General features: G+C 35.5%; 27 protein-coding genes. 13 read left to right on the top strand and 14 right to left on the bottom strand.

Features of this window, described 5'->3' with window-relative positions; all coding sequences use genetic code 11:
* Positions 1-74 precede the first annotated feature (74 nt).
* From PFY10_13585 to PFY10_13605, 5 genes are read left to right on the top strand one after another with little or no spacing between them, the layout of a single operon-like run.
* Positions 75-1,415 carry a TolC family protein gene (locus tag PFY10_13585; protein WBV55260.1) on the top strand — a complete coding sequence of 447 codons (1,341 nt, stop codon included), beginning with the start codon at positions 75-77 and terminating at the stop codon, positions 1,413-1,415.
* A 1-nt stretch (position 1,416) separates the two neighbouring features.
* Entirely contained in the window at positions 1,417-2,007 is a 591-nt protein-coding gene (locus tag PFY10_13590; protein ID WBV55261.1) for a SprT-like domain-containing protein, read from the top strand.
* A 2-nt stretch (positions 2,008-2,009) separates the two neighbouring features.
* Positions 2,010-3,092, top strand: a complete 1,083-nt coding sequence (locus tag PFY10_13595; protein ID WBV55262.1) for a mannose-1-phosphate guanylyltransferase — start codon at positions 2,010-2,012, stop codon at positions 3,090-3,092.
* A gap of 27 nt (positions 3,093-3,119) precedes the next feature.
* Positions 3,120-3,782: a hypothetical protein gene (locus PFY10_13600; GenBank protein ID WBV55263.1), complete on the top strand. Its 663-nt coding sequence runs from the start codon at positions 3,120-3,122 to the stop codon at positions 3,780-3,782.
* Positions 3,751-4,284, top strand: a complete 534-nt coding sequence (locus tag PFY10_13605; GenBank protein ID WBV55264.1) for a GNAT family N-acetyltransferase — start codon at positions 3,751-3,753, stop codon at positions 4,282-4,284. Before PFY10_13600 ends, PFY10_13605 begins: the two co-directional genes overlap by 32 nt.
* 84 nt (positions 4,285-4,368) lie before the next feature.
* Here PFY10_13605 and bcp read toward each other — a convergent pair whose 3' ends face one another.
* Positions 4,369-4,818 (bottom strand): thioredoxin-dependent thiol peroxidase, encoded by a 450-nt coding sequence (gene bcp, locus PFY10_13610; GenBank protein ID WBV55265.1) that lies wholly within the window; start codon positions 4,816-4,818, stop codon positions 4,369-4,371.
* Between the two features lie 32 nt (positions 4,819-4,850).
* On the opposite strand from bcp, the gene PFY10_13615 reads away from it, so the two are divergent.
* Complete coding sequence (locus PFY10_13615; GenBank protein ID WBV55266.1) at positions 4,851-5,471, top strand: endonuclease III; 621 nt, start codon at positions 4,851-4,853, stop codon at positions 5,469-5,471.
* Here the strand turns inward: PFY10_13615 and PFY10_13620 are convergent, their stop codons facing one another.
* Positions 5,472-5,918, bottom strand: a complete 447-nt coding sequence (locus PFY10_13620; protein ID WBV55267.1) for a DinB family protein — start codon at positions 5,916-5,918, stop codon at positions 5,472-5,474.
* Between the two features lie 151 nt (positions 5,919-6,069).
* Positions 6,070-7,866 (bottom strand): DUF885 domain-containing protein, encoded by a 1,797-nt coding sequence (locus tag PFY10_13625; protein ID WBV55268.1) that lies wholly within the window; start codon positions 7,864-7,866, stop codon positions 6,070-6,072.
* Positions 7,867-8,034: 168 nt separating this feature from the next.
* Here PFY10_13625 and PFY10_13630 point away from each other — a divergent pair, with 168 nt between their 5' ends.
* From PFY10_13630 to PFY10_13645, 4 genes are all read left to right on the top strand, one after another.
* On the top strand, positions 8,035-8,496 hold the full coding sequence (locus PFY10_13630) for a hypothetical protein (protein WBV55269.1): 462 nt from the start codon (positions 8,035-8,037) through the stop codon (positions 8,494-8,496).
* 179 nt (positions 8,497-8,675) lie between these two features.
* Positions 8,676-9,380 (top strand): MotA/TolQ/ExbB proton channel family protein, encoded by a 705-nt coding sequence (locus PFY10_13635; protein WBV55270.1) that lies wholly within the window; start codon positions 8,676-8,678, stop codon positions 9,378-9,380.
* A gap of 91 nt (positions 9,381-9,471) precedes the next feature.
* Positions 9,472-9,870 (top strand): biopolymer transporter ExbD, encoded by a 399-nt coding sequence (locus PFY10_13640; GenBank protein ID WBV55271.1) that lies wholly within the window; start codon positions 9,472-9,474, stop codon positions 9,868-9,870.
* Positions 9,871-9,902: 32 nt separating this feature from the next.
* Positions 9,903-10,784, top strand: coding sequence for a ferric siderophore ABC transporter substrate-binding protein (locus tag PFY10_13645; protein WBV55272.1), 882 nt, complete (start codon positions 9,903-9,905; stop codon positions 10,782-10,784).
* A 15-nt stretch (positions 10,785-10,799) separates the two neighbouring features.
* On the opposite strand, the gene PFY10_13650 is transcribed toward PFY10_13645, so the two are convergent.
* From PFY10_13650 to PFY10_13690, 9 genes are all read right to left on the bottom strand, one after another.
* On the bottom strand, positions 10,800-11,192 hold the full coding sequence (locus tag PFY10_13650; protein WBV55273.1) for a hypothetical protein: 393 nt from the start codon (positions 11,190-11,192) through the stop codon (positions 10,800-10,802).
* A gap of 50 nt (positions 11,193-11,242) precedes the next feature.
* Entirely contained in the window at positions 11,243-12,646 is a 1,404-nt protein-coding gene (locus tag PFY10_13655) for a spore maturation protein (GenBank protein WBV55274.1), read from the bottom strand.
* Between the two features lie 87 nt (positions 12,647-12,733).
* Positions 12,734-13,243 (bottom strand): hypothetical protein, encoded by a 510-nt coding sequence (locus PFY10_13660; protein WBV55275.1) that lies wholly within the window; start codon positions 13,241-13,243, stop codon positions 12,734-12,736.
* 55 nt (positions 13,244-13,298) lie between these two features.
* Positions 13,299-14,153 (bottom strand): acetyl-CoA carboxylase, carboxyltransferase subunit beta, encoded by an 855-nt coding sequence (accD, locus tag PFY10_13665; GenBank protein WBV55276.1) that lies wholly within the window; start codon positions 14,151-14,153, stop codon positions 13,299-13,301.
* A gap of 83 nt (positions 14,154-14,236) precedes the next feature.
* Entirely contained in the window at positions 14,237-15,307 is a 1,071-nt protein-coding gene (fbaA, locus tag PFY10_13670; protein WBV55277.1) for a class II fructose-bisphosphate aldolase, read from the bottom strand.
* A gap of 70 nt (positions 15,308-15,377) precedes the next feature.
* Positions 15,378-16,244 carry an NAD kinase gene (locus PFY10_13675; protein WBV55278.1) on the bottom strand — a complete coding sequence of 289 codons (867 nt, stop codon included), beginning with the start codon at positions 16,242-16,244 and terminating at the stop codon, positions 15,378-15,380.
* Position 16,245: 1 nt separating this feature from the next.
* On the bottom strand, positions 16,246-16,896 hold the full coding sequence (locus tag PFY10_13680; protein WBV55279.1) for a CBS domain-containing protein: 651 nt from the start codon (positions 16,894-16,896) through the stop codon (positions 16,246-16,248).
* A 184-nt stretch (positions 16,897-17,080) separates the two neighbouring features.
* Positions 17,081-17,611, bottom strand: a complete 531-nt coding sequence (locus PFY10_13685; protein ID WBV55280.1) for an RNA methyltransferase — start codon at positions 17,609-17,611, stop codon at positions 17,081-17,083.
* A 5-nt stretch (positions 17,612-17,616) separates the two neighbouring features.
* Complete coding sequence (locus tag PFY10_13690) at positions 17,617-18,237, bottom strand: toxin-antitoxin system YwqK family antitoxin (GenBank protein WBV55281.1); 621 nt, start codon at positions 18,235-18,237, stop codon at positions 17,617-17,619.
* Between the two features lie 55 nt (positions 18,238-18,292).
* Here PFY10_13690 and PFY10_13695 point away from each other — a divergent pair, with 55 nt between their 5' ends.
* A complete protein-coding gene (locus PFY10_13695; protein WBV55282.1) occupies positions 18,293-18,892 on the top strand; it encodes a hypothetical protein in 600 nt (199 codons plus the stop codon).
* Here PFY10_13695 and PFY10_13700 read toward each other — a convergent pair.
* Positions 18,889-19,782 carry a bestrophin family ion channel gene (locus PFY10_13700; GenBank protein WBV55283.1) on the bottom strand — a complete coding sequence of 298 codons (894 nt, stop codon included), beginning with the start codon at positions 19,780-19,782 and terminating at the stop codon, positions 18,889-18,891. The genes PFY10_13695 and PFY10_13700 overlap by 4 nt on opposite strands.
* A 107-nt stretch (positions 19,783-19,889) precedes the next feature.
* On the opposite strand from PFY10_13700, the gene PFY10_13705 reads away from it, so the two are divergent.
* Entirely contained in the window at positions 19,890-20,051 is a 162-nt protein-coding gene (locus tag PFY10_13705) for a hypothetical protein (GenBank protein ID WBV55284.1), read from the top strand.
* 101 nt (positions 20,052-20,152) lie between these two features.
* Entirely contained in the window at positions 20,153-21,031 is an 879-nt protein-coding gene (locus tag PFY10_13710) for a cupin-like domain-containing protein (GenBank protein WBV55285.1), read from the top strand.
* A 9-nt stretch (positions 21,032-21,040) separates the two neighbouring features.
* Here the strand turns inward: PFY10_13710 and PFY10_13715 are convergent, their stop codons facing one another.
* Complete coding sequence (locus PFY10_13715) at positions 21,041-21,577, bottom strand: GNAT family N-acetyltransferase (GenBank protein WBV55286.1); 537 nt, start codon at positions 21,575-21,577, stop codon at positions 21,041-21,043.
* Positions 21,578-21,673: the final 96 nt, after the last annotated feature.

Raw genomic sequence — 21,673 nt, forward strand, 5'->3', positions numbered from 1 at the left:
ATTAAAATGAAACAATAATTTTTAAATGTGTAACTTTTTTATATTTGGTACGTCTAATATGGTAAAATCTTAATATGAAAAAAGTTTGGACTATCGTTTTCGGATTAACTTTCCTGGGTATGAATGCTCAGAAAAAATGGTCCTTAAGAGAATGTGTGGATTATGCTGTGAAGCATAACCTTCAGGTTATCCAAAATGAATACTCTAAACAAGTCCAGGATTCTAATCTTAAAATTGCTAAAAAAGGGTATTTACCTTCTTTATCAGCAAGTATAGGAAATACAGTCAGTTTTGGACAGACGTCATTCGGAACAGGAAGTCTTAGAAATGACAGATTCAGTAATAATGCCAGTCTGGGAGCTGATATCCTGGTTTATAATAATGGAAGACTGGAAAAAACTGTCAGAAAAACGCAGTTTGATGTAGAAGCAAGTCAATATGATATTGAAACCATAAAGAATGATATTTCATTGCAGATCGCACAGCAATATTTAACAACATTACTTAAAAAAGAAATTATTAAAATTTCGCAAAGTGCTGTTGACAATGCTCAAAAACAATATGACAGGGCAAAAATCACTACCCAGGTAGGAACGACTGCTGAAACAGTGCTTGCAGAAGCTCAATCTGCATTGGCAAGAGAAAAACAAAATCTCAAAACAGCTGAAATTGACACCGGAAGAAGTCTATTTGCACTTGCTCAACTTTTACAATTGCAGGATTACAAAGATTTTGATGTTGAAGATGTAGTTGTCTCAGATGATCTGGCCCCACAATTAAAATCTGTGGATGAGGTTTTGAACACAGCATACGAAAATCAACCGCAAATAAAAGCAGCGGAAAGCAGAATAAGATCTGCGGAAGCTCAAACTGAAGTATCTAAAACAGCATACTGGCCTACGGTAACAGCAAGTGCAGGGATCGGTAGTTTTTACAATAACCTGCTTAATACCAATAATACCGGAAATGAATTGATTTATATCGCGGAACGAAACTTATTTCAGCAATATAAAGATAATTTCGGGCAACAGGCAGGCTTATCTATCAGCGTTCCTATTTTCAACAAGGGAATTACAAAACTTCAGGTAGAGCAGTCAAGAATTAATGAAAGTGCGGCAAAGAATACGTTAGAACAACAAAAACAGACGGTAAGACAAAATGTACAGAAAGCCCAGTTCGACGTAGAAGCTAATTATGAAGCTTATATTGCTGCTGTAGAAGCTGCAAAAAGCACAAAATTGTCATTGGATTTTGCAGATAAAAGTTATGCTGCAGGGCGGACTACTATTTTTGACCTGAACGTGGCAAGAAATAATTACGCTAATGCAGCGGGTTCAGTGGCGCAGGCTAAGTATAATTATCTTTTCAGTCTTAAATTGTTGAATTTCTATGCAGGAATTCCACTAAGTTTATAAAATGTCTATCCAGTCACTAGAAAAATATTTACCACAGAACACGCTTCAGTATTTAAAAATCTGGTTTTCAGATTACTATATCCATATAAAGATTACAAGAAACAGGAATTCAAAACTGGGAGATTACAGAAAGCTCCCGGATAATTCCCATGAAATTACAATCAATTCTACATTAGCGCCTCAACTGTTTTTCTTTGTTCTGACTCATGAGCTGGCCCATCTCATTGCTTTTGAAAATTATGGCAGAAGAATTTCTCCACATGGCAATGAGTGGAAAGATACTTTCAGACGAATGCTTCTTGAAAGTGTTGAGGTATATGAAGATGCTCTTAAGCCAATTATTGTAAAGTTTTCAAGATCTCCAAAGGCCAACTTTATGGCTAGTCCGGATCTGGTCAAATATTTCCATATTGAAAAACAAGATGATAAGCTTCAGTTTATAGAAGAGTTGCAGAAAGGAGATTATTTCATCTATAGAAACGAAAAGTATTTTTTAGAAGGTCTGATTAAAAAAAACTATCTTTGTAAGAACCTGGCTACTGGAAGGAAGTATTCTTTCAAACCTCTGGCAAGGGTAGAAAAATGTAGTTAAGCATGTCAAAATCAGATAAATACTGTGTTATCATGGCAGGTGGAATTGGTAGTAGATTCTGGCCTATGAGTACGCAGAAGTTTCCAAAACAATTTCAGGATATTTTAGGTGTTGGACGTACCATGATTCAACAGACGTATGACAGGATCAGTAAGGTTATTCCTGATGAGAATATATTTGTTATTACCAATAAGGAATATGTGAATCTTTCCCATCAGCAGCTCCCTGAAATTCCGGAAAAAAATATTGTTGGAGAACCTCTGATGAAGAATACCGCTGCCTGTAATTTGTATATGGCCAATAAAATAGCTGAAATTGCCCCTGATGCTACAATAATAGTTTTACCTGCAGATCACTTGATATTGAAGGAAAATATTTTCCTTGAGAAAGTTGAGTTGGCCTTTGATCTGGCTTCTAAAAATGATTATCTTGTTACATTGGGAATTACACCAACGAGACCAGATACTGGATATGGTTACATTCAGTTTGTAGACAAAAAGGACGCAGATTATTTTAAGGTTAAAACATTTACTGAAAAGCCAATACTTGAAATAGCACAGAGTTTCTTAGAGAGTGGTGATTTCCTTTGGAATGCCGGAATTTTCATCTGGAATGTGAAAAGTATTCATCGTGCCTTTGAAACTTACCTTCCTGAAATGACTCAGCATTTTATGGCATGTGAATATAATGGAGAGGCAGAGGATAATTGTATAGAACTTATTTACCCTAAAGTACAGAAAATATCTATTGATAATGGAATTCTTGAAAAGGCAAAAAATGTTTATGTAATACCTTCCGATCTGGGTTGGAGTGACTTAGGAACATGGACCTCGGTTTATGAAAATGCTGAAAAAGATGAGAACGAAAATACAGTAAAACTAAAATATCTTTTGGCATACAATTCCAAAGGAAATATCGTTCGTGTAAAAAGCAACAATAAAGCGGTAGTTATAGATGGATTAGAAAACTACATCATTGTAGATACGGATAAGGCTTTGCTTATTTGTCCCAGAGATAACGATCAGCTTATAAAAGATTATGTTCTGGATCTGAAAAACTTTAAAAAAGGGGAAAAATTTATGTAGTAATTCTCCATTATTAACCTCGGAACTATGAGAAAATTAATTTCAAGATGTATGGTAATTGCTTTTATTCTTTTAGGAATATCAGCTTATTCTCAGGCAAAAATAAAATTTTCGAGCATTCCTAATGTTTTGCAGGGAATAGAGCCTAACGATAAAATTGACTTTTGGGTGTTGAATTACAATACTTATGGAAAAGATCAGGAATTAAAAGTTTCAGGGACTAAAAAAGACTTTATTCCGCAGACATCAGGATTTGATTTATTTCCGGATGAAGATAGCTTTTATTACATCGTTTATTCCTCCGGTGGAAAAATTAATTACGTTACGGATCTTGATGCCTTAAAAAAGTTTGTCGGAAAGATAGATAATGTTCAGGAAGCAGCCATTTTAGCTACTGTGGATGGTTATATGATCGATGAAGAATTTAAGGATGTAGCAGGAAATTATTATGAAGATCAATCTAACTATTACCTGGATTTAGGAAAATTAACATCAAAGGAATGTCCTTATCAGAAAACCCATTTTACATTAACTGTAAATAAAGCTTCAGGAGCAGTTACTCAGGTAAAAGATAATGGGACTTATATAGAGCTTTATAATAAGAAATGTGCTAATAATCCAAGGCTTTTAAAAATCGAAAAAAAAGAAGAATCTAAAGATGAGTCTAAAAAATCACCCAAAAGAAGGTAATTTCTACGAAACAGAAAGACTTATCCTTCGTCCGATAACCGTGGATGACCGTGAGTTTATATTTGATCTTTACAACAGACCAAAGTTTATACAGTTTATTGGTGACCGTCATCTTAAGAATGTCTCCGATGCCGAAGCCTATATCAAAAACAGGTTTCTCTCTCAATTGGAACGGTTAGGATTTGGAAACTATCTTGTTATAACTAAAGAAGGAAATAATAAGGTGGGTGCAGTAGGAATTTTCGAGCGGGAAGGACTGGAAATATTAGATATAGGATTTTCTTTGTTGGATGAATTCGAAGGCAAAGGATATGCTTATGAAGCTGCCTTAAAAGTTAAATCTATCGGTATGGATGACTTCGGGTTAAAGAAAATATCTGCCATTACTTCTAAAGATAATTTTTCTTCTCAAAAGCTAATTGAAAAACTGGGATTGAAATTTCAAAAATACGTAAGTCTTCCAGGGGATAATGAAGAATTGAGATACTACGAAACCGAATAAAATTTCTTTAAAATAAATAGTACAAACCTTTAAACAGCCTTCCTAGTATGGACTTTGTTTAAAGGTTTGTTTTATTATATAATTTTATCCTTCTAAAATTTGTTCTGCTGCAGTCTTCGAGGTTACTTTATCGATAACTCTTGTGCAGATGCCTTTTTCATCAAAGATAAAAGTAGTTCTCACGATTCCCATATACGTTTTGCCAAAAGTCTTTTTCTCCTGCCAAACACCAAATTTTTCGATAACATCACGATTTTCATCCGCAATCAGATCATAAGGAAAAGCAAATTTACTATGAAAGTTTTTCTGTTTTTTTACAGAATCTCCACTGATACCTAAAAGTTGAAATCCTGCTTTTTTTAGCTGCGAATAATTATCACTCAGATTACATGCTTCCACAGTACAGGTTGGAGTGTTGGCTTGCGGATAAAAGAAGATAATTAGTTTTTTTCCAATGAGTTTAGATGAATTTATTGTTTCTCCATCTTGATTGGTCCCTTCAAATTCGGGTAATTTGTCGCCTACTTTCAACATATTGTTTATTTTTGTTCAAATTTAGTGGTTACATGACAAAAAAGCAAAGAGCTGAGCTTGTTCAGCTTGAATTAGAAAAATTATATCCTGAAGTTCCTGTTCCGCTTGCGCACACCGATGCTTATACATTGATGGTCGCCGTCGCACTCTCAGCACAAACGACGGATAAAAAGGTGAATGAAGTAACACCACAACTTTTTAAAGTAGCGGGAACACCGGAAAAAATGGCGAAGCTCGAAGTTTCAGAGATCAAAGAACTTATCAAAGAGATCGGGCTGTCAAATACTAAAGCCAAAAACCTGAAAAGGATGGCGGAATTATTGCTTGAAAGGCATAATGGTATAGTGCCGCAAACTTATGAGGAGCTTGAGGCTTTACCAGGCGTAGGACACAAAACAGCTTCAGTGGTCATGAGCCAGGGATTCGGATTTCCTGCATTTCCTGTCGACACTCATATCCACAGATTAATGACCCAATGGAAGCTTACTTCAGGGAAAAATGTTGTGGAAACAGAAAAGGATGCCAAAAATATCTGGAAGGAGGATGTATGGAATAAACTTCATCTCCAGATCATTTTCTATGGAAGAGAATATTCTCCGGCACGGGGAAAAGGAGATAAAGATTTCATTACCAAGATGATGTTTGAAAAATAATCAGCTATCCAGTAATCTTCTGTGATAATTGATCTGTCCCAAATGGTAGCTTAAATGTCCCATAAGATGAATCAGAAAATATCCGGTTGTCATTTTGTATCCCAATGGTTCAAAAGGATATTCGTATTCTAGGTCAGCATCTGTAAGGTTATTTAAAGAGGAGTTTACAACTTCAAGAGTATTTTCAATTTGTCGAAGTAACTCTGCTCTTGGAATATCTTTTAAAGAAAATTCAAGTTCACGGTTTCTTATATATCCGGTATTTCCAAGGATAGCGCCTACGAAATGGCTCAGGTTTCCGACCAGATGAAGAGATAGGGTTCCTGCAGAATTAGCAATGTTTTTATCTGTTTTCCAAATAGATGCTTCATTATGGTAAGCTTCAATTTCTGCTTTTAGTTTATTTAAATCTCTGGCAAAGAGAGATTGTAAAGATTCAATTGTCATGTTTATAGTTTTGTCTGTTATTGATTGTGTCTTTGAAAGAAGTAATCATAAAGCTTCTTTGCAAAAAATTAATTACCATTAAACTTAAAAAAAGGAGCAATTTTAATAAACTGCTCCACCAAAAATATTAATTTTTTATTTCTTTAAAAGATTACTTTTGCTTCTTCGCCCAAAGTTCCATTTTTCTGTTCAAAACATCGAGTGGAAGACAACCCTGGCTTAGAACTTCATCATGGAAATTGGCCAGATTAAATTTCTTTCCTAGCTGTTTCTGATACTGATCTCTCAACTCACGTATTCTTAAAGAACCGATTTTATATCCCAACGCCTGTCCCGGCATTGCCATATATCTTTCCACTTCTGCAGTGGCTGCTGCTTCATCATAAGAGATATTGCTTAGAAAGTATTTAATTGCTTCCTCTCTGGTCATTTTTCCTGTATGAAGTCCAGTATCCACAACCAACCTTACAGCTCTCAGCATCTGGTCGCTTAAATATCCCATTTTCTGATAAGGATCTGTATACAATCCAAACTCAGGACCTAATGTTTCACAATAATGCGCCCAGCCTTCTCCATAAGCTCCGAACCACCCGAATCTCATAAACTTAGGAAGCTTTGTGTTTTCCTGCTGAAGAGAAACCTGATAATGATGTCCCGGTATCGCTTCATGTAAGAAAAGGGATTCCATTCCGGAAGTTACATTGAATTTTGCCGGATCCGGAAGGGGAACATAAAAGATACCAGGTCTCTTCCCGTCAGGAGTTCCGGGAGTATACTCAGCACTTGCGGTGGCCTCTCTAAACTTTTCCGTCTGTCTGATCTCAAATTTTGTTTTCGGAGTTACATTAAACATGGTTTTCAGTTTCGGAGTTATTTTGGCTAAGATTCCGTTAAAACCAGCCAGAACTTCTTTTGACGTTTTGTAAGGCATTGCCTTAGGGTCTGTCTTTACAAATGTTATAAACTCTTCCAGGCTTCCTGTGAATCCGACCTGCTGTTTTACCTTCTCCATTTCTGAACGAAGCATGGCCACCTGCTGAATACCGATTTTATTAATTTCTTCAGGAGACTTGTTGGTTGTTGTCCAGCTTTTTACATAATACTGGTAAATTTCGTTTCCTTTTGGTAAGCTGTTGTAACCATCTGTATCTCTGCCTTTAGGCAAGTATTCCTTTTCTAAAAAGTTACCCATTTTTGTGTAGGCAGGAATGATTTTTTTGAGAATAGCATCCTTGTAAAGTGTGGTGAACTTTTCTTTTTGTGCTTGGGTGAAATTCTTAGGGAATTTTTTGATAGGACCGTAAAATATATTTTTTTCAAAGTCCGGAGTAATAATTTCTTCAGCTTTCATCTGGGGAATCATCTTTACAATGAGCTTTTTAGGCAAAACTATTTTATTGCTAATTCCTTCTTTAAAATTTTCTATTGCAGTGTCCATCCACACCGGAAATTTATTCATTCTCTGCAACCAGTCCGCATAGTCTTTTTCTGTTTTAAAAGGCTGGCTTCCTTCTCCACTGCCAAACAGGGGAAAGTTCAGAGGAAGTCCTGTAAACTGGCTGAATGGAATGTATTCCGGATGATACGCATAGGCTTCTATTTTGTCTTTTAAGGTATAATCCAGTACATCATAAACTACTTTATCATCATCAGATAGATTTTTATAATCCACTTTATCTAATTGGTTCTGAATAGAATTATAAAAAGCAATTTCTCCTGAAATAAAATCTTTATCAATATTAATAGGTAATTGATCATTATACCTTGTGTCTCCTTGAGAAGTAGCATCAAGAGGATACAGCTTCAGATATTGTTCATAATAGTTAGAAGCAATGGAGTCTAAATTCGTTGGAGTTACTTTCGTTAAAGGGGAGTCAGACTTTTTACACGCTGTCAGGCTTATCACCAATCCTAAGCTTAAAATACTTTTTGATAAAAAATTTTTCATTTCAGAATCTTTATGTAACAAAAGTAAGTATTATTGGAGGATCAGAAAAAGATAGGATCATGATTTTGGAAAAAATAATTTTCAAAATATTTTTCAAATTCAATCTATTTTTTATCTTTGCTTAAAACATTTAACAATCATATTATTACAGCTCTTTTTTAAGAAATAATGAAAGGGATTTTAAAAATTTACCATCCGGACGAAACGTTAAAATACAATATAAGAAGTACTTATTGCAAGGCTATTTATAGTAATCAACAACATTTCCTTGAAGTTGAAATCATAACGGATGATGGCTTGGATCATGTAGAAGATGATTCTTTACAATACAATTTTCCACAACTCTCACTAGAAGTTTTCGACTTTCCTATTGATTCTGCGGACCTTGAAGGAAAAACGATAAACATCAATGATTCTGAAGATGAAACCTTTACAGAGGTGGATTTGTTCGACGATGAAGATGCTTTTATCTACGATAATGAGCTGGTATTTGAAAAAAATGAAGAAGGCGAATTGGATCTGATCTGGAAGGGAACGATTGATGATTTTTACACAGGATCAGATACTCCGATTGCTTTTAGACTTAAATGTGAACTAAAACAGGATAATATTGAGGTAGACGAAGATTAAAAAATTTATCTTCCTCAATAATTTTATATTCAATTTCTTTTCAAAATTCTTTTTGGAAAGAAATTTGCTGTTTATGTGGCAATGGAAAATTTAAGTTGTTTTTAAGCATTTTTTAAGACATGAATTAATAATATTCCATTACTTTTGTCGTTTAAATTCATTATAAAATATTCACATTAATGCTGTTAACGGAACTTACTCAGATCTTATTTGCACAAATTGCAACACCCGCAGTTGCCACAGACAATTTAGAATTTTCATTTTGGAATATCATGTTCCATGGAGGAGCCTTCGCTAAAATAGTGATGGTGACCGTATTACTGCTTGGTGTGTTTTCAGTATATCTGTTTTTTGAACGGTTTTTCTTTATTAAAAGATTGTCCTCAAAAACAGATTCCAATTTTATGAATAATATTGAAGACTTTATTAAAGAAGGTAAAATTGAATCAGCGGTAGATTATTGCAAAAGACAAAACTCACCGGAAGGCAGAATATTGGAAAAGGGGATTTCCAGATTGGGAAGGCCTGTTTCAGATATTGTAAGTGCTATGGAATCTCAGGCTCAGGTTGAAGTAGCCAACATGGAAAAGAACCTAAATCTATTAGCAGTGGTGCCAAGTATTGCTCCGATGCTGGGACTTTTGGGGACGGTTATCGGGATGATATTAGCGTTCTTTAATTTGTCACATGCAACGGGGTCTTTCTCTCCGAAAACACTGTCAGAAGGTATTTATACTGCTTTGGGACAAACGGCTGTTGGTTTGGCGGTAGCGATTCCTGCTAACTTTTTTTACAATATCCTTTTAACAAGGATTGATAAATTTGTTTTGAGAGCTCAGAACATGTCTGGTGAATTTTTGGATCTTATCAACAAACCTTTATAAATCTTTCTTATGAAATCGCTGTGAAAAAAATTCATTGTATAGACTTATTAAGAGCGATTCCATCTGACCCGTAAAAATTTAGAATAAACAGATGAAAATTCAAAGAAGAAATAAAGCAAATCCGGAGTTTAGTTTGGCGGCGATGACTGATGTCATCTTGCTCATGCTGATCTTCTTTATGATAACATCTTCAGCGGCTAATCAAAGCGCTATTGACGTAAACTTGCCAAAGACAAGCACTGCTGATGATAATATACCGAATCCCCTTACAGTAACCATTAAGCCTGACGGAACTTATTATATTGACGATAAGCCTGTATCAAGGGAACAGCTTGAACAAACGATTGTCAATAATTTAAACAATCAAACGAATAAATCTTTTACGATTCGGGCAGACGAAAACACGTTGCATAAAGATGTTGTTTTTGCCATGGAAATTGCAGAGAAGCATAAATTCAATATTGCTCTTGCAACTGTTAAAGATAAATAACCGGAACTTAAGATCCTGGTAATTAGTAAAAAATGAAAAGTTATACTGTAAACAAAAATGAGGAAACCCGGGACCGGATAAAAAGTGGAATACTTTCTATCCTGGTATGGTCTGCAATCCTGCTTTTTGTTTTTCTATATAAATTAAAGCCGGAACAGAATAAGGAGCCTGAGGTTGTAACCACTATGTTGGTAAACTTTGGAGATAACCGGAATGGAAATGGTATCGAAGAACCGGCAGAACAGGAAGGAAGTTTAGCTGCAAAATCGGAAGAAGTTACTCCCGAACCTGTAGAAGCCGTTGTTCCTGAAACTAAAACCGTAGTAAAACCTGAACCCAAGACGGAAACTAAGAAATCTGAACCCAAAGATAAAGTAATCACCGGAAATAGTAAAAAAGCGAGCGTTCCGAAAAAAGAAGAATCAAAATCGAATAAAAAAGAAACGACAAGTTCATCCGCTTCGAAAAACACTAAAAAGACTTCCGGAGCCACAGCAAATTCTAAAACCGGAAATGGAGATGGAAAAGGGAATGCGGCAATCGGTAATCTGATAAAAGGAAGAGGAACAAAAGCGGGCAGCCAAGGGACGGGAACAGGTATAGGAAATGCAGGAGATCCTTTAGGCGGAGATGGAAATGGAGACAGTAAAGTAGGAATCGACAGAAAATTGATTGGCTACATCCCCGGAACAATGGGCAGAGGAGGAGCACAACCACAACACAACTGTACAGCCAGTGGATCCGTTACAGTTGCTTACACCGTTGATAAAGCCGGAAATGTAGTCTCTGCAAGAAGAGTAGGGGGAATATCGGATCCTTGTGTATCTTCAACCTCTGTAGCGTGGGTTAAAAAATATGTAAAAGCTGAAAAGGCCAGTACATCATCCACCGGGACCTATAAGATTACATTCTAAAAATACAAAAGCACTTTATTCAAGTGCTTTTTTTATTTCATTGATTCTGTTGATTATGGGAAGGGCAAAGATTCCACTTGTCTGAAGATACAGTTCATAAAATGTTTTTGCTTTATCCTGAAAATCGCGGTTTTCTGTTTCCTTTCCTTTAAAATAAAAAAGGTTTCCAAGCATTTCATAATAGTCTTTACGATCCCTTTCCTGTCTTTCATTCACGATTTCTATGATTTCCTCCTTTGTCTTAGAAGAGATTGCCGTAAAATCTATTTTAAAAATATCCTTCATCAGAGAATCAAAATCCAATTCTTTCTGCATCAAACTTTCTTCAGGCTTGTCTAAAATAAGTTTTTCCAGGGCCTGTGTCAGTTGACGGATCAGGCGTAATGTAAATTCTTTATCTGTAATCATATTCTGGTTGCTTGTTTATTTGGTTATTGAATGGTTAAAAATGATATATACTACGCAAAAAATAAATAAGCCAGCGCAATTGACGTGATAACACCTACTAAATCGGCCAGAAGCATTGCAATTACCGCATATCTTGTATTTTTAACCGCTACGGCCCCGAAATAGACAGCAATTACATAAAACGTCGTATCTGAGCTTCCTTGCAGAACTGCTGCTAATTTTCCCTGAAAACTATCTGCTCCGAATGTGGACATGGTGTCAACCATCATTCCGCGTGCTCCCGACCCTGAAAGAGGTTTTATTAAAGCTGTGGGTAATCCGTCCACAAATCTTGCATCTAAACTGGCTGCATTGGCAACCCATTTCATTCCATCTATGATCACATCAAAAACCCCCGAGGTCCTGAGAAGAGAAATAGCGATCAACATTCCAACTAAATAGGGGATAATCTTAACACAAGTTGTAAATCCTTCTTTTGCGCCATCAATAAAGGCGTCAAATACATTGATCTTTTTATAAACTGCTCCAAGCACGATCGCTAAGAAAATAAACAAAATAAGGCCATTACTTAGAACCTTGCTGAATGTATCCAGCTCATCTTTACTCAATCGGACAAGGTATAAAACCAAAAAACCTATAATTGCTGAAATTCCACCGACATATGCAATTACGATTGGACGAAGCAGATTGATCTTCTGGTAAAGAGAAATGATGATCATTGCTGCCAGTGTTGCGGTAAAAGTAGCAATCATACATGGAAGAAAGATATCCGTTGGCGTCTTTGAGCCCATGGAGGCTCTTATAGCAATGATAGAAACCGGGATCAGCGTCATTCCACCAGCATGAAGACACAGAAACATGATCTGGGAATTACTGGCGGTGTCTTTATTGGGGTTTAAGGTCTGTAAGCTTTCCATGGCCTTAAGTCCGAAAGGAGTGGCTGCGTTGTCAAGTCCCAGCAGGTTCGCACTAAAATTCATTAGCATATGGCCGAAAGCAGGATGGTTTTTAGGAATTTCCGGGAAAAGTTTTGAAAAGAAAGGCTGAATAAGCCGGCTTAGCAAATTGATTCCACCTGCTTTTTCCGCAATACTCATAAAACCCATAAAAAGAGTCATGATGCCTATTAGCCCAATGCATATTTTAACTGCAGTTTCTGCCGTCCCAGTGACCCCGTCAGCTTCCTGAACACGATATACCTTTACGTTTTGTTGTAATGAGTCTGTTTTATAATGAATTCTGTCTTCTGCAAAATCAGGTTTCTTCGTAAGGCTGTCCCTGATAATGGGAGAAAGCGTATTCATTTTTTTCGATGCGATCTGTACTGTATCTCCTGCTTTTCCTACTACCATATCATTGAAAATGGTATTATAATGACTTGAAGAGATATATTTTATGCTTGCAACGGCGATAGCAACGATAATAAAAGCGGACCAAATTCTGCTTAAAACCATTTGATTGAATTAATTGTTTAAACTTATCAAAAATACTTTAAACTACAAAGGACACAAAGGGGCCAATGTTTTTTTTAGTTAAACCGGCTATTCTTCAAGATATACAAGATGGCCCTCAAAATGGTCATCGAGGTTTTTAAGGACTTTTGCGTCGTCCATCTTTTTAACCAAAGCATCTATAAAAAAACTTTTTTCAAAAAACTGCCGGTGAATACCAGGAAGAATTTCCATAAAATAATCCATTCCGATCTTATTATTATGAAGGTCCATCTTGGTTTCCAAAGGTTTATTTGGAAATAATTCTTCGTGTAAATCTGTTATTTTTTTGCAGAAATCAAGAGCTTTTTGAGGTGAGGAGATCTTGGAACAATACATCAAAATAAAACAACACCATAATGCATGTCTGAAGGCATTGCCAATTCCATTATTTGAAGCTGTTTCAGGAAAACGAGCCTGTGCAATGGTGAAGGCTTTAACAGTCGCATAAAAACTCAATATGGAAAATAAAGGATGTGGCAGAACAAGAGATAAAAGACGGAGAATCTTTTTAAAACTCATGGCCCGAATGGTATTGAAAAATATTCTGAAGGTTCTCATAAATAAAAATCTCTCCCTAATCAGAGAGAGATTATATCGTATTTGTTACAAATTTTTAAGCATGTGTTGCTAATAAATTTACTGTTTTAGAGACCACATCTTTAATTTCTGTTCTCTTCACAATAAAGTCTACAAATCCTTTTTCCTGAAGGAATTCAGATGTCTGGAAGCCTTCCGGTAAATCTCTACCGATTGTTTCGCGAATTACCCTTGGTCCTGCAAAACCGATCAGAGCTCCAGGTTCAGCCATAATGATATCTGCTGTCATTGCAAAAGATGCAGTAATTCCTCCAAAAGTAGGATCACATAAATAAGCAATATACAGTAAGCCCGCTTCTGAAAGCTGTGCTAATTTAGCCTGTACTTTTGCCAACTGCATCAAAGAATAAGTTGCTTCCTGCATTCTTGCTCCTCCGGACTGACAAATGATCATATAAGGAAGTTTATGTGCGATACAATAATCTACAGCTCTTCTTATCTTTTCTCCCATTACAGATCCCAGAGATCCTCCGATGAAAGCAAAGTCCATACAAGAAACCACCATTTCAGTGCCTTTCACTGTTCCTACAGCATTTCTGATAGAGTCTGTAAGTTTTGTTTTTGCTTTTACTTCTTTCAGACGATCAACATATGGCTTTGTATCTTTGAAGTTTAGGATGTCTATACTTTCAACATTAGCATCTAGTTCAGTGAATTTACCTTCATCAAAAAGGATATCAAAAAATTCTGCACTTCCTATTCTTACATGAAATCCATCTTCAGGAGAAACATAATTGTTTTTCCTTAGCTCTTCGTGTTCCACTATTTTTCCTGATGGAGTTTGGTGCCAAAGGCCCTTAGGAACATCCTTTTTTTCATCAGTAGAAGTGGTAATGTTTTTTGCTTTTCTTTTAAACCAGTCGAATGCCATTTTTGTTTGTATTAATGTATAAATGTAAAATGTATTAGTGCAAATGTATGAATACGTTTTACACTAATACAAATGTACAGTTCTTATTTTAAAGTATTTACGTTATTTAAATCTTCAAAAGCTTTAACCAATCTTGTAGAGAACGTTTCTTCACCTTTTCTTACCCAAACTCTTGGGTCATAGAATTTTTTGTTAGGTTTTTCTTCTCCCTCAGGGTTTCCGATTTGAGATCTTAAATAATCGATATTGTTAACCATATAATCTCTAACACCTTCTGTATAAGCGAACTGAAGATCCGTGTCAATATTCATTTTGATCACACCGTAATCAATTGCTTCTCTGATTTCTTCTAAAGTAGAACCAGAACCTCCGTGGAATACAAAGTTGACCGGTTTTGCAGCTGTTCCGAATTTTTCCTGAACAAATTTCTGAGAATTATCCAGAATTTTTGGTGTAAGAACAACATTTCCAGGCTTGTAAACTCCATGTACGTTACCGAATGCCGCAGCAATAGTAAAGTTATCAGAAACAGCCTTTAGTTTTTCGTATGTGTAAGCTACATCTTCCGGTTGCGTATATAATTTTGCATTATCTACATCAGAGTTATCAACACCATCTTCTTCTCCTCCTGTAACACCGATTTCAACTTCCAGAGTCATCTGCATTTTTGCCATTCTTTCGAAATATTTAGCAGAAATTTCAATGTTTTCTTCTAAAGGCTCCTCAGAAAGGTCCAGCATATGGGAAGAATAAAGAGATTTTCCTGTTAGTCTGAAATACTCTTCATTAGCATCCATTAAACCGTCAATCCAAGGCAATAGTTTTTTTGCGCAGTGGTCTGTATGTAAGATTACAGTAGCTCCATAAGCTTCTGCCAAAGTGTGAATATGTCTAGCACCGGCAATAGCTCCTAAAATAGCAGACTTTTGTCCGTCGTTGCTTAATCCTTTTCCTGCGTTGAACGCAGCTCCACCATTTGAAAACTGAATAATAACAGGAGAGTTTAGTTTTGCTGCAGTTTCCATAACAGCATTTACGTTGCTGGAACCGATAACGTTTACAGCTGGTAACGCAAATTTATTTTCTTTAGCATACTGAAAAATATCAGTAACCAATTGACCTGTGGCAACTCCTGCCGGAAAAATTCTGCTCATGTTTTACTTTTTAAATAAATTATTAGGTGTTTGTAAAGTTGTTGTAAAGGTAATAAAATTTGCTTAAATGCTAATTTCTTTTGTCCCGCCCCCAAAGTAGTTTCTGGCGGATTGTTTCATAGAAACTTAAATTATTAGGCTGAACCAAAAGAATCTGGAAATCAGCCTTTTTTATAACGACTTCCTGATCAGTCTCTATATGTATTAGTCTTGAATCAAGTGAAAGAGAATATTGGGATACCCTGCTTTCTACCTTGAATTTTATCTCAACACGGTCATTTACTACCAGTGGCCTTACATTCAGATTATGTGGCGCAATAGGAGTTATGACAAAGTTTTCGTTATTAGGAGAAATAATAGGCCCTCCACAACTCAATGAGTAGGCTGTAGAACCTGTAGGAGTGGAGACAATAACACCATCTCCCCAGAATACATTCAGAAATTCATCATTGATAAATGAATCTACGGTGATCATGGACGTTGTTTCTTTTCTTGAAACGGTGACGTCATTCAAAGCGTATGGAAAAAATTCTTCAGATCTTGGGGAAACCACTTCGATCACAGAGCGTCGGCTGGTTTTTACATCTCCTTTCAGAATTGCGTCAAGTTCTTTGAATGCTTCTTCCTTGGTAAAGCTGGCTAAAAAACCCAACCTTCCTGTATTTACTCCGACAATAGGAATTTCGAGATCTTCAATAAAGGTTAAAGAGTTGACTATCGTTCCGTCTCCTCCGAATGTGAAAAAAAGATCAACTTCTTTCTCTACAAGATCCTGTTTATTATTAAAGGTTTCGAAAATTTTTGAAAACTGAAGGGCTTCAGCCATTTCATCGTATAAAACAGATTTTACGCCCCTGCTCTCAAGCTCTGAAACGAATTTGCTTAAATATAAAAAAGTATCAAGATCTTTTTTTTGAGAATATATAGCTGCCTTCATGTTATATTTCTATAAATTTTTGGAAAAAGCCAAATCTGTCTTTAAACAGGTCTGTTTTTTCATCAGAGTAGAATTTTTCAACAATTCTATAATCATAACGGTCGAACGTGGCATCAATAGATGCAAGATTTTCATTGCTGATCTTTATGGTTACCCTAACCACTTCTTCCGACATAAAACTGATAAATCCACCGTAGAATTTAGAATTGTTGCTTTCCACAATATTGGCAATTTCTGTCATGGAATATTTTCTTGCGGGAGCTTCTACAGTAAGTATAGCTCCTGATTCAGAAAACAAAGGATAGCGTGATAAATCCTGAAAGACATCTTCACACATGATATATCCTAAATATTTTTCTGTTTTATTGATGACCGGAATTACATTCGAATTGAAGGTGTAAAACAAACGAATGCTGTCCATGATATTGTTATCCTCAAGAATAGCAAATCGTTCAACCTGGTGCTCCAGATCTTTTAATGTTCCTTCAGCGTCATAAAGAAACTCTCTGGCAATAGCTCCGTAAAAGTGATGGGATTTTTTAATGAAAACATGAGTATATCCAAAGTCTTCTAATGTACTTCTTGCTGATTCTATTGAGTCAGTCAGGCTAAAACATGGGAAATCCTTTGAGATATAGTCCTTGATAAACATTGTGCTAATTTATAAAAAATTAAACGAAACTGTTTTGTAATATTCGTTTTTTTTTTCGTGAAAATGAAAAATCCGGGCCAAAAATTTGTTTGTAAATAAAAATAAAGTATCTTTGTCGCCTTTCATTTTTACTTTTTATTAGATTTATTTCAAACTGCACTGTCTATTGGACATATGCAGTTTTTTATTTTAAAGCCTTTGTAAACTCCCACATAACGAGCCCTCCGCATACACTTACATTCAATGAATGTTTTGTTCCTAGTTGAGGAATTTCCAGGAATACATCAATGTTTTCCAAAGCTTCATCACTTATTCCTTCTACCTCATTACCCAGTATCAAGGCATATTTTTTAGTCTTATCGATGGTAAAATCTGTGATCATAGTACTATTACTGGTTTGCTCTATGCCAATAATTTCAAACCCCTGACTTTTTAAATCCCTTATTGCTGTGTTGATATCATTTTCATATGCCCAGTCTACACTTTCTGTAGCTCCTAAAGCTGCTTTGTGAATTTCACGGTGGGGTGGTTGCGGAGTAATACCACAAAGAATTATTTTTTCAATCAAAAAAGCATCGGCTGTTCGGAACGTGGCTCCTACATTGTGCATACTTCTTACATTATCCAAAATGACGATCAAAGGAATTTTCTCAACCTTTTTAAATGTTTCAACATCTATTCTGTTGAGTTCTTCCAGTTTTAATTTATGTACCAATTATATTATTTTGTAGAGATTAATTTTCCGTCTTTATATATTTCTGTTTTTTCAATGCTTCCGTCTTCACGGTAATGAACACGTGTTCCATTCCATTTATCGTTGGCGAACTCTGTTTCACGCTGAACTTTTCCTGATGGATAAAGCATTTTCCATTTTCCTGTGGCTATCCCGTTTTCGTAGTAGCCAATTTGTTTCACCGATTTGCCGTTCTCGTAAAAAACCTTGCTTTCACCATTCAGCTTTCCGAACTTATAATTTGAAATTTCGGTGATGGTGCCGGAAGGTGAATAAAACGTACCGGTAGAAGCATTGTCATAGACATTTTTTTCTCCGTTTCTGAAAACCTCTTTAGAAGTCAGAATACCATTTTTATCGTAGTACGCCCATTCTTTTATTTTGTAATCCTTTTTGTATTCTCCTTTTGCCTGAACTTTTCCATTTTCATAGTAAAAGATTGCATCACCATCCAGTTTTCCCTTTTTCCATTCAGCGATTTCTTTGACCTGCCCGTTTTCAAAAAACTGCTTACAAGTTCCTTCCTGTAATCCGTCTTTAAATCCACATGGTTTTTGTGCTATTGCCAAAGGAGATGCAGAAAATAATAAAAGAAAAATGTATTTCATAGATTTTTTTATTTCAAAAATAGTAAAATAGTTATATTTGATTAAAAAATATGACATGAAAAATTTACTTGTATTCGGGATGCTAACCTCTGCTTTTATACTATCAAAAGCTCAGAATACATATTATCCACAGGCCTTCTTTGATAAAAAACTGGCTCAAAACATGATCGGTTTTGGAAATTCTACCATTGAAGGAGTGGCGTCTACCAAACAAAAAAACAACTGGGGAATCAAACCTTTACTGGGGGAAAAACATTATGCACCAAAAGGAACCGTTGTTATGCTTTTTCCTGTAACCCCTTATTTTGAAGAATTTTATAAGATGAGGAAAAAGTATGAGAATAAGAAAACAACCGTTTACATGTCTGATGAAGCTTTTAAATACAGAATAGAAGCTCTGACTGATGATCATGGCAGATTTAAATTTGAAAAATTAAAACCGGGTAATTATTATCTCGAGACGATTGTGAATTTTACTGCAACGGCAAGTTATCAGCAGCAAACAGGACAGTCGGATGCTTATAATGCTTACGGAGGATACCTTTATTCAACACCTATATACCAGACTTTTTTCTATAACTATTCGTCGGCAAATCGCGAAAGTAAATTTGTAGAAATCAAGCAAGATGGAGAACTAAAAGAAATCAACCTCTAAAGGTTGATTTTATTTTTTAATCCCATGATCTGATGGACATTTTTTTCAATATTCTGAGCAATGGTTTCCATCGGAATATCATTTTCATCATTATTGAAAGGGTCCTCAATTTCTTCGGCAATAAGTTCCAGACTCATTAAGACATAATAGACGAATACAGTCAGAGGAATCATAAATAAACCAATGCTGATAACATATGCTACAGGCAAAGCCAATACATATAAAATGATGAATTTCTTTACAAAAGACGAATAAGAATAAGGAATAGGTGTGTTTTTGATTCTTTCGCAACCTCCGCAAATATCCAGAAACCCTGAAAGCTGAGTGTCCAGATATACCATTTCTACATCTGTAATTTTACCTTCCTTTTTTAGCTGATTTAATTTATGGCTGAGTAATATTACAATTTCACTGGGGCCATGGTGCTTAAGGGATTTTTCGATCTCAGAATAATCTTCATCCAATGCAAGTCTTGTAGATTCCTTAGAAAGGTGCTTGGCGAGAAAATGAGGAAAGAACTTCAAGTATCTTGCCACCTGTTCTGCACTATGTCTGTCATTGTCAAGGATTAAATTGAGCTTTATGGCAATATTCCGGGTATCATTCACCAGTTTTCCCCATAACTTTCTTCCTTCCCACCATCTGTCATAAGCCGTATTCGTCCGGAATACCAATAGTAAAGAAAGCACAAACCCTAATAATGAATGGATCATACCTACATTGCTTACCGCAGATTTTGACGTGAGATGTAGATACTCCACCTCAAGATATTCGATTCCGTAAGAATATACTCCCACCAATAGCATTGTTGGAAAAAGGATCTTCAGGGTATCGCTTTTATGTAGGCTGAAAAGTATTTTCAGGAAATGTTTTGTATTATAAACTCTCATAAATTAGGTTGATCTTACAAAGATAATTTTTTTCATTTTATACTTTCTTTACGGAAACCCGTAATGGGATCTTCTTCGAGCTTATTTTCTTTGTAAAAAAACTAAAAATGGGATATTACAGAAAAGGGCACTATAAAAGAGATGGCACCTGGGTAAGCGGACATTATGTAAATAAATACAGCAGAAAGAAATTTCAGAACGGGCCGGGTGGATGTGCTCTTATCTTTTTTGGAGGAATTATTTCCGTGTTGGTATATCTTTTTTCCTGATTTTTAATTGATAATATTCAAAGAATAAGAAAATGTGAAAGGTAAAGTTTTTATAAATTTCAAAAAAACATTACTTTTATTTCGCATTAAATCAATTATGGATGATTCTAGAAAAAGTAGATGTTGTCAACGATATCAGTAAAGAAGATTTTCAGAAAAATTATTTCAAAAAAAAGAAGCCCGTTCTGATCAAAAATTTTGCAAGACGTTGGGATGCATTTGATTTGTGGAACCTTGCTTACATTCGTGAAAAAGCAGGGGAGCAGGAAGTTCCGCTATATGATAACAAACCTGCTAATGCTTCTAAAAGCTCAGATGCTCCTGTTACCCATATGAAAATGAAGGATTATATCGATACGATTAAAAGTAAACCTTCAGACCTTCGTATTTTTTTCTATATCATTACCGACAGGCTTCCGGAGCTATTAAAGAACTTTACCTATCCTGATCTTGGAATGAAGTTTTTTAAAAGACTTCCAACCTTATTTTTTGGAGGAAGTGAGGCTCATGTTTTAATGCATTATGATGTGGATTTAGGAGATTTTATGCACATTCATTTTGAAGGAAAAAAAAGGATACTGCTTTTTGATCAGGAACAGTCTGCTTTTCTGTATAAAGTACCATTATCGGTTCATACTGTTTATGATGTAGATTATGAAAATCCTGATTATGAAAAGTTTCCAGCCTTGAAATATGCAAAAGGATATGAAATCTTCATGGAGCATGGAGATGCACTCTTTATTCCGGGAGCATTCTGGCATTTCAACAGGTATCTTGAGCCGGGATTTTCACTATCGCTACGCGCACTCCCCAACAAGCCTAAAGTTTTTGCCAGTATGCTTTATCATGTATTTATCATGAGGTATACCGATAAGCTTTTGAGAAAAGTTTTTAAAGCAAAATGGGTAAACTATAAACAGAAATGGGCGTACGAAAAAAGTACTGAAGCATTAGAAAGACATCTGAGAAAAGGCCGGTAGAATACTCTTTTATTTTCTGTCTTTTAAAAGGCCGAAAATAGTAGCATCTACAAACTTACCCTTTTCAAAAAAGAAATCGCGCATGGTTCCTTCTTTTTGAAAACCAGCTGAAAACAAAAGTTTTTCAGAAGAGATATTAGCGGGATCTATAAAAGCTTCTATTCGGTGAAGATTCATTTTTTCGAATCCGAAAGATAAAATAGGTTGTACCGCTTCTTTCATATAAGCTTTTTGCCAATATTCAGGATTCAGTTCATATCCTATTTCCGCCTTAAAATGTTCGTGAAACCAATTGTGATAGCCACAGGTTCCTATAACCTTATTTTCTCCTTTCAGCTCAATAGCCCATCTAAATCCCTTATTATTTTCGAAATCGTTATTAAATGTGTCAATTAGTTTTTCGGCCTCTTCCAATTCTGTAAAAGTTGCCAGATCATAATATTCCATCACAATATCTAAAGAAAAATATTCAAATAAATCTTTAGCATCATTCCGGGTAAGTTGTCGTAAAATTAATCTGTCTGTTTCTAATATTGGAAAATCCATTACTTAATTTTATCGAAAAGTACGATAAAAAATTAATCAAAACAAAAGAGGAGCTCGTAAGATTAATAGAGAAACAATTTTTTAACCCTGAATTTA

This window comes from Chryseobacterium daecheongense (assembly GCA_027920525.1).
GTDB lineage: Bacteria > Bacteroidota > Bacteroidia > Flavobacteriales > Weeksellaceae > Chryseobacterium > Chryseobacterium proteolyticum.

Coding starts and splice junctions, on each gene's coding strand:
- PFY10_13635 (WBV55270.1), top strand. CDS start 8,676: ATGCTGTTAACGGAACTTACTCAGATCTTATTTGCACAAATTGCAACA.
- PFY10_13605 (WBV55264.1), top strand. CDS start 3,751: ATGAGTCTAAAAAATCACCCAAAAGAAGGTAATTTCTACGAAACAGAA.
- PFY10_13650 (WBV55273.1), bottom strand. CDS start 11,192: ATGATTACAGATAAAGAATTTACATTACGCCTGATCCGTCAACTGACA.
- fbaA (WBV55277.1), bottom strand. CDS start 15,307: ATGAGCAGAATTTTTCCGGCAGGAGTTGCCACAGGTCAATTGGTTACT.
- PFY10_13715 (WBV55286.1), bottom strand. CDS start 21,577: ATGGATTTTCCAATATTAGAAACAGACAGATTAATTTTACGACAACTT.
- PFY10_13590 (WBV55261.1), top strand. CDS start 1,417: ATGTCTATCCAGTCACTAGAAAAATATTTACCACAGAACACGCTTCAG.
- PFY10_13705 (WBV55284.1), top strand. CDS start 19,890: ATGGGATATTACAGAAAAGGGCACTATAAAAGAGATGGCACCTGGGTA.
- PFY10_13600 (WBV55263.1), top strand. CDS start 3,120: ATGAGAAAATTAATTTCAAGATGTATGGTAATTGCTTTTATTCTTTTA.
- PFY10_13620 (WBV55267.1), bottom strand. CDS start 5,918: ATGACAATTGAATCTTTACAATCTCTCTTTGCCAGAGATTTAAATAAA.
- PFY10_13700 (WBV55283.1), bottom strand. CDS start 19,782: ATGAGAGTTTATAATACAAAACATTTCCTGAAAATACTTTTCAGCCTA.
- PFY10_13675 (WBV55278.1), bottom strand. CDS start 16,244: ATGAAGGCAGCTATATATTCTCAAAAAAAAGATCTTGATACTTTTTTA.
- PFY10_13630 (WBV55269.1), top strand. CDS start 8,035: ATGAAAGGGATTTTAAAAATTTACCATCCGGACGAAACGTTAAAATAC.
- PFY10_13615 (WBV55266.1), top strand. CDS start 4,851: ATGACAAAAAAGCAAAGAGCTGAGCTTGTTCAGCTTGAATTAGAAAAA.
- bcp (WBV55265.1), bottom strand. CDS start 4,818: ATGTTGAAAGTAGGCGACAAATTACCCGAATTTGAAGGGACCAATCAA.
- PFY10_13710 (WBV55285.1), top strand. CDS start 20,153: ATGATTCTAGAAAAAGTAGATGTTGTCAACGATATCAGTAAAGAAGAT.
- accD (WBV55276.1), bottom strand. CDS start 14,153: ATGGCATTCGACTGGTTTAAAAGAAAAGCAAAAAACATTACCACTTCT.
- PFY10_13625 (WBV55268.1), bottom strand. CDS start 7,866: ATGAAAAATTTTTTATCAAAAAGTATTTTAAGCTTAGGATTGGTGATA.
- PFY10_13690 (WBV55281.1), bottom strand. CDS start 18,237: ATGAAATACATTTTTCTTTTATTATTTTCTGCATCTCCTTTGGCAATA.
- PFY10_13680 (WBV55279.1), bottom strand. CDS start 16,896: ATGTTTATCAAGGACTATATCTCAAAGGATTTCCCATGTTTTAGCCTG.
- PFY10_13595 (WBV55262.1), top strand. CDS start 2,010: ATGTCAAAATCAGATAAATACTGTGTTATCATGGCAGGTGGAATTGGT.
- PFY10_13585 (WBV55260.1), top strand. CDS start 75: ATGAAAAAAGTTTGGACTATCGTTTTCGGATTAACTTTCCTGGGTATG.
- PFY10_13645 (WBV55272.1), top strand. CDS start 9,903: ATGAAAAGTTATACTGTAAACAAAAATGAGGAAACCCGGGACCGGATA.
- PFY10_13660 (WBV55275.1), bottom strand. CDS start 13,243: ATGAGAACCTTCAGAATATTTTTCAATACCATTCGGGCCATGAGTTTT.
- PFY10_13695 (WBV55282.1), top strand. CDS start 18,293: ATGAAAAATTTACTTGTATTCGGGATGCTAACCTCTGCTTTTATACTA.
- PFY10_13655 (WBV55274.1), bottom strand. CDS start 12,646: ATGGTTTTAAGCAGAATTTGGTCCGCTTTTATTATCGTTGCTATCGCC.
- PFY10_13640 (WBV55271.1), top strand. CDS start 9,472: ATGAAAATTCAAAGAAGAAATAAAGCAAATCCGGAGTTTAGTTTGGCG.